This window comes from uncultured Gimesia sp., from assembly GCF_937919775.1.
GTDB lineage: Bacteria > Planctomycetota > Planctomycetia > Planctomycetales > Planctomycetaceae > Gimesia.
On the sequence record NZ_CALFPF010000090.1, the window covers coordinates 1 to 7640 of the forward strand.

Consider the following 7640-nt stretch of genomic DNA (forward strand, 5'->3'; position numbering starts at 1 on the left):
CATTCTGGAATTGAATGACTCCGAAAACCGGGAACTGCTCAGTAAGGCCAAATCCTCGCTTACGGTTGCCAAAGCCCAATTGAAGGCACAGGTGACCTCCGAAGAACTCGCCCAGAAAGCATATCAGCGCTTGTTAGTACTCCAGAAATCAGGTGTGAGCACAACACAGCAGATGGAAGAAGCGCTGGCAAATCTGGCGATCGCACAATCACAAACCGAACTGGAAGAAGCACGCGTCGAGCAGGCAGAGTCGGATCTGGAACAAAGCCGCCTGCGTTTGCAGGAAAATCAGATTTTAGCGCCCACGAACGGCTTTCTGGCCGAACGACTGGTTGACGTCGGTGATCTGGCCAAACCCGATGTGGCTTTGATGAAGATTGTCAATCTGGAGACAGTCCGCACGGTCGTACACATTGTCGAAAAGGATTATGAAGACGTAAAAATCGGACAGAAAGCCGCCATCACCGTGGACACTTTCCCCGACAAAATATTTTCCGGGCAGGTGATACGCAAAGCGCCCGTGTTGGATCCCCTGACACGAACTGCAGCAGTCTACATTGAAATTCCCAACAGTGATTTTTCATTAAAACCGGGAATGCATGCCCGCGTGTCAATTGTGTTTGAACATCGTCATAAAACCAACGTGCTGCCGATCGCCTCTCTGACACGGCGGAAAGATGGTCCAGGATCGGCGGTATTTATCATTGGTGGAAACCCGCCCATCACAGAACGACGCAATATTGAAGTCGGAATTAATGATGGCGAACTGGTTGAAATCCTTTCCGGAATTAATGCGGCAGATCTCGTCATTACACTGGGAAATCGACTCGTTGATGAAGGCCAGACGGTCACGCCGATTGAGGTGCCGATGGATGAAGTACTGCTACCGCCGCCCCCTTTACCGCAGAAAACCAACTTATGATTTGGACCACCGAATTTTTCCACTGCAGATGATACATGATTGAAGATTAGTCTATGTCCCTGACCCGACTGGCAGTTCAGCGCCCGATCACAACACTCATGGCCTCTCTGGTACTGGTCATGCTGGGTTGTGTTTCATTGTCACAACTGGCAGTCGACCTGATGCCGGACATTCAGAATCCCAGTGTCAGTGTCATTACGATCTACAAAGGCGCTGGTCCTAACGAAGCAGAAACGCTCATCACGCGCCCCATCGAACAGACGCTGAGTTCGGTTTCCGGAGTCGAAAACATTCTTAGCAGCAGTATGGAAGGCAGCAGCACCGTGCGCCTGCAGTTCCAATGGGGAACCGATCTGACTCTGGCGATCAATGAAGTCCGGGATTCCCTCAACAAGTTAAGAAACAGTCTCCCCGAAGGAGCGGAAGACCCGTATATCCGCCATTTCGACGTGGCAGACAGTCCGATTATTTATCTCGGTCTGAACAGCGAACTTGATCCGATTACGCTGAGCCGCCTGACAGAAAATCAGGTCATTCCTCAATTTGAACAGTTGGAAGGCGTAGCGCGTCTCCGCATGCGGGGCGGGATTGAGCGCGAGATCCACATCGACCTGGATCGGAGCAAACTGGAATCGCTGAATATGGGCGTGAATGAAGTCATTAACGCCCTGAGGCAGGACAATATCAATCAACCCGCTGGAAATTACGAGGAAGGCCACCTCAATTTACATATTCGCAGCCAGGGAGAATTCACCAGCCTGCAGCAAATTGAGGACACGGTAGTCCGTGAGCAGGCAGGAGCCACCGTGCATGTCCGGGATATTGCGGAAGTTGTCGATAGCGAAAAAGAACGTACCGAGCTGACGCGCATGAACGGGAAACCGGGAATTCTGCTGTATGTCTTTAAACAGTCCGGAGCCAATACGATCAGCGTCAGTGACCGGGTCCGGGATCAGATTGAACGGATTAATAAATCGATTCCTGATGTGAACCTGAGTATCCGCGTTGATAAATCGGAATACATTCGGCAATCGATCGCCAATATTCAGGAAGCAGCGCTGTACGGGATGGGTCTGGCAATTCTGGTGTTGATTCTCTTTTTGAGAAGCTTCCGCAGCATGCTGGTCATCGGCGTCTGCATGCCGCTTTCCGTGCTGGCGACATTCATTCTGATTTACTTTCAGGGCTTCACACTGAATATCATCTCCTTCGGTGGTTTAGCCCTGGGCGTCGGGCTCCTGGTTGATAATTCGATTGTCGTACTCGAAAGTATCTTCCGTAAACGGGAAGATGGTCTCGACGCCAAAACCGCCGCCATTGAAGGGACGGAAGAAGTCTCTTCTGCCATTCTCGCCAGCACACTGACGACACTGATTATTTTCCTGCCACTGATATTCATACAGGGAACCACAGGCATTCTGCTGCATCAACTGGCGTGGGTCGTATCGTTCTCACTCATCTGTTCTCTGTTTGCCAGTCTGACACTCACTCCGGTAATGAGCGCTTACTGGATCCCCGATGAGACAAAGGTAGTTCACTCACGATGGACCAGACCCTGGTTTTTCCTGATCGATGCGTTCCATAACACGAATCATAAATTTCTGCTGTTGCTGGAACGATTTTATGAACGGATCTTATGCTTCAGTTTAAAGCACTCCACCCTGACGGGTTTTCTGCTGCTGGTCTGTTTTACCGCAACACTTGGTTTATCTCCTCGGATTAAAAGTGAATTTCTGCCCAAAACAGACGAGGGTGCATTAAACATTTTTTCAACGATGGCAGCCGGCATCCAACTCAGAAAACTGGACCAGCAAACCCGTATTCTGGAACAGGCTACGATTGAATCTGTTCCGGAGGCAGTTGCGGTTGCTTCATTTATCGGGGATGGGGCTGATGACGCGGACCGCTGGAACCGAACCACATTACGGATTCAGCTCTTACCACGTGGCGAACGAACACGAAATATTGAGGAAATTCGGAAAGCACTCGACGACGCAATCGGCCCCGTGCCTGGTATGAAAGTCCAGGTGAAAGCACAGACCGAAATGATGCTGATGAGAATGATCAGCCGCAGAGGGGGCGGAGATCTTGTCGTCCAGGTGGCAGGACACAATCTGCAATTAGCGCAAAAAATTGTCGATCAGGTAGTGGAAGTCATGAAACAGATTCCCGGCCTGATCAATGTCGAAGCAGAAATTGCAGACCATCGCCCCGAACTGACCGCTTCAATCGACCGCGATAAAGCAGGGCTTCTGAAAATCAGCGTTCAGGATATCGCACAAACACTGGAAACAACCATTCAGGGAACCGAAGCGACCCTTTATCGCGAGGAAGGTGATGAATTTTCCGTCGTCGTACGACTCCGCGAAGCAGATCGCAACCATCTTTCCGATGTCCAACTGGTGGGAGTCACCACGGCGACAGGTAAAACGATTCCATTAAAAAACCTGCTGCAATTTAAAAGTGATGAGGCGCCGGTTGTGATTGAACGGCAGAACCAGCAGCGTGTCCTGCGAATCTTTGCAGATGTGGAAGGGAAAGATCTGGGCAGTCTTGTTCCCGAACTGGAGCGTCATCTGAACTCAATTCAGATTCCGTCCGGCTATTCGATCCGAGTTGCTGGCGACTGGGAAGAACAGCAGAAAAGTTTCACCGCGCTCAAACAGGGTTTTGTGCTGGCAATCGTGTTAATGTATATGGTGATGGCTTCCCAGTACGAATCATTGCGAGATCCGTTTTATATTCTGTTCTCCGTTCCTCTGGGCATGATCGGCGTCATCTGGGTTTTCGTATTTACAGACACGACTTTGAATGTTCAATCCTTTATCGGCATCGTCGTGCTTTCCGGAATTGTTGTGAATAATGCCATTGTGCTGGTCGATTACATCAATCAGCTTCGCAGACGATTTCCTGAAAAACCGATGACCGAACTGATCATTCAGGCCGCCACCCGCCGCTTCAGGCCGATTCTGATGACCACGCTCACCACTGTTCTGGCGATGATCCCGATTGCGCTGGGTTGGGGTGAAGGAGGCGAATTACAGGCGCCGATGGCCCGTGTCGTCGTAGGCGGCTTATGCGCTGGCACCATGATCACGCTGCTCGCGATTCCTTTGATCTATCAGTCCTGTACAATGCCTGTAAAAAAAGAAACCAAAGAAACTCAGGCAATGATTGCGGAAAGTTCTCTCCTCGGCCAGCCTGTAAAATCCACCTGAAAATGCTGGTAAACGTCATCTACGATAGCATCAAATCAGCCAGAGTGTCTATAATACGCGTCGAAAGGATTGACAGGAATTTCTCCTGCGATTCTTGAATTGTAGACTGCTATCAGACCGGCATTTATCTCATCTCTGGGCCCCTGGATAATCACTCTGATTATGATGAATCAAAAACCTTCTCTGATATCTGACCCGATACCTTACAAATCGATTTTTCCCTGGCTGCATCTATTTCGAGTTTTTCGGCTGGCTGTCGATTTTCAGAAAATTTTGCTGGCCTCAGCAGCGATTCTGCTTTTACTTTTGGGAAATTATCTGTTTAACAGCCTGCCTTTTGCTCCTGTGCAGCAGTCAAGAGATAACCTGCCAGTTCAACAAAATCTGCTGTTTCCTCCACAGTTTACACAACGTTTTCAACAACCGCTGAATGGTGATCTGTTCTTCGGAGAAAATTTTTCGCAACCGCTGCGTTCGATCACCGAAGGCCGCAGCCTGCTGGAACCCATGATCTCCTTTAACCGACCTGTCTTAACACTCTTCCAGGCAGGGGCTAACTGGAGTTCACTGGCTTATGCCACAACACAGCTCCTATGGGCCATTATCGTCTGGTCCGTGTTTGGTGGCGCGATTACCAGAATTGCCGCCATCCAGTTTGCACAGGATGAGCATATCGGAATCCTGGCTGCGTTACGCTTTTCCCTGAAACGCATTCTCTCACTGGTAAGCGCCCCCCTACTTCCCTTCGCTGGAATGGGTTTTTTCTGGGTCCTCTGCCTCTTAATTGGTCTGTTTGGAAATATTCCGGATGCCGGAGGGATCATCGTCAGCCTGCTCTGGGGACTGACTTTCCTGTTTGCGTTCGTGATGAGTTTGATTCTGCTGGTCACATTAGCGGGCTGGCCTCTGATGATGACGACCATCAGTGTGGAAGACAGTGACGGATTTGATGGTTTAAGCCGCATCTTCAGCTATCTCTTCGGTCGCATCTGGTATTTTCTCTGGCTCGTGATTGTGACACTCTGCTATGGTTCAATCTGTCTGTTATTTGCAGAATTGCTCATTCAACTGGTTTCGCATCTCTCCTTCTGGGGGGTGAGTTGGGGCATGGGCCTTGAAGAAGCGGAAAAGTTATTTCACGCGAATCAAAATACTCTCGCGACAACGATTTCCGCAGGCTGGGGATCTGTTCTCAGAATTTTATTCGCCGGATTCATCGTCAGCTTTTTCTGGTCCGCCAATACGGTGATCTATTTCCTACTGCGAAAATGCGATGATGGCACTCCTCTGGATCATGTATACAACGCTGAAGAGGAGGCCGAACAGGCGACCGAACTTCCACTCGCAGGAGTTGCCAAAGCGGGAGAACCTGTTATTGAAAGACCGGTTACTCCGGAACCACAGGACGAGCAAAAAACGCCATAAAAGCACTGGCGATCTCAAATGGCTGTAAGGCATAACAGGATGATGCTTGCAGTCCGGTTTACGGCGCAGAGAAAACTTCCGAGTTTGAGAAACATCTGCTCCGACCGTTTACCAGCGGAACAACCCGGTACCCCAGGCCAGCCCGGCTCCAAAACCACTCAGCAGAATGGTATCGCCGCGGTTAATCAGACCGGCGTTGAACGCTTCATCAAGCACAATCGGAATTGATCCGCCTGAGGTATTTCCATACTTGTCCAGGTTATTGAATACTTTTTCCCGGGGAATTCCCAGTTGCTCACAAGCCGAATCAATGATGCGGATATTCGCCTGGTGCATCAGAAACAGGTCAACATCATGCACGCTCATGCCGGTTTTGGTCAGCATCAGGTCAATCGAATCAGCGACCGTTCTGACGGCCCATTTGAAGACGCTACGACCATCCATATTTAAAAAATGGCGGCCTGCTTTAATATCTTCCACTGTCGCAGGGTTACGTGTACCGCCCGCAGGTCGATCCAGTAAAGAACAGCCACTTCCATCCGAGCCGGTCTGATAACAGGTCAACCCCTGATGAGGATCTCCCTTGGCAAGCAGCACGGCCCCTGCCCCGTCTCCGAACAGAGGCGCGACGCGACGATCTTCCGGATTGACGATACGGCTGTTGCAGTCTCCGCCAATCACCAGCGCCAGTTTACTGTTACCCGTCGCCACGTATTGGGCGGCTGTCACTAACGCGTACATGAATCCGGCACAAGCCGCCTGTAAATCGATGGCGGGTGCATCAAGGCCTAACCGGTCCTGAACAAGGCAGGCTACCGAAGGGCACTGAAAGTCTGGTGTAAAAGTCCCGACAATCAGCAGATCGATATCTTCAGGATTGACACGTGCTGCACGGATCGCCTTTTGCGCTGCTTCGTAGCATAAGTCACTGGTCGCCATTTCAGGCGGGGCATGACGACGCTCTAAGATACCAGTTCGTTGTTCAATCCATTCCGGGTCAAAACCAAAACGTTCCTGTAGATCCTGATTTGTAACGACATTGTCTGGTACGTAAGATCCACTTGAAACAATTTGGACCCCTAATAATGAATTAGTTCTTTGACTAATCACCTGGCGACCACGCTTGCTCTCTGTTTTTTTATTCTCAGACGACAATTTCATCTGCTCGCTCAGCAGTCCGGACGCATCCAGAACTGATTCGAGATCGGATGAATTGACCTGATTTTTAGTTTGATATTTTAAAGAAATCTTGTGCATTTTCCTGACATCCTTATTCAGCAATTGTCAAACTCTGAGTTCACAGAGTCCAACCTCCATTCAACACGAATCCTATCGTGATGCAGCACAATTCCACTCAACACAGGATCTTAATCTAATTGAACCTGTTATAAATGCAGATGCACTAAGTGATTATCAAAACGTTCCCGCATTGATGATCAATGAGCCATAAAGATTGGTAGTGAGAAAAGAAAAGATCGAATCCCACCAGTCATCGCCAGTTGCGGGTAAACCCAAAGTTTTGACAACGACCGCAAAGTATAGCGATTCATAAAATTGGAAACTAGCGAAATATAGAAAATTCCAGCTATCGTATAATATAGGTAAAATATTTTGTCCTGCAAATGAACATAAATACCTATTTTTTCACTTTTTGACGTTCTTTTCAATTCCGAAATGGAATCCAATTTCTCTCAAACTGATCGTCTAAAACCATTCAGACAACAAATACAATGCCGTTTTCAGGCAGCTTTTTCATTGAATGGCTGGTTGGTGATCCGATAATGGAGAACGGTGTCGAATTCTGATTCCAATTCATGAGTCCGTTTCACTTCCACGCTGATACCATATCCACGGGTTTCGAGTACGCGTGCCCTGACTGGCTGCCCCAATTCAAATTCGCATGAGACACACAAACTCCCCTCCAGAGGAGGCAAAAGCCCGATATGCACAATGCTGACTTTCTGGTTCCTCGCAAATTGGATGAGTCTCCCGCCTTCAATCACTTCAAATCCCTCCGGATTCGTCGCACGATTCATCCACTGGGAGCAGTTTTCCCGGCTTTCATCAATCTCTTC

At 49.2% G+C, this 7640-nt stretch carries 5 protein-coding genes; 3 read left to right on the forward strand and 2 right to left on the reverse strand.

Annotation, left to right across the window (positions count from 1 at the left end; genetic code table 11):
- The 3 genes from Q0294_RS02350 to Q0294_RS02360 all read left to right on the forward strand — a co-directional run.
- Positions 1-922, forward strand: a 922-nt coding sequence (locus tag Q0294_RS02350) for an efflux RND transporter periplasmic adaptor subunit (RefSeq protein ID WP_299460529.1), incomplete at its 5' end; no start/stop codon positions are given.
- 53 nt (positions 923-975) lie between these two features.
- A complete protein-coding gene (locus Q0294_RS02355; RefSeq protein WP_299460531.1) occupies positions 976-4140 on the forward strand; it encodes an efflux RND transporter permease subunit in 3165 nt (1054 codons plus the stop codon).
- Between the two features lie 162 nt (positions 4141-4302).
- Positions 4303-5565: a hypothetical protein gene (locus Q0294_RS02360; RefSeq protein ID WP_299460533.1), complete on the forward strand. Its 1263-nt coding sequence runs from the start codon at positions 4303-4305 to the stop codon at positions 5563-5565.
- A 108-nt stretch (positions 5566-5673) separates the two neighbouring features.
- Here Q0294_RS02360 and Q0294_RS02365 read toward each other — a convergent pair whose 3' ends face one another.
- Complete coding sequence (locus tag Q0294_RS02365; RefSeq protein WP_299460535.1) at positions 5674-6822, reverse strand: beta-ketoacyl-ACP synthase III; 1149 nt, start codon at positions 6820-6822, stop codon at positions 5674-5676.
- A gap of 482 nt (positions 6823-7304) precedes the next feature.
- On the reverse strand, positions 7305-7640 hold a 336-nt coding region (locus tag Q0294_RS02370), incomplete at its 5' end, for a hypothetical protein (protein ID WP_299460537.1).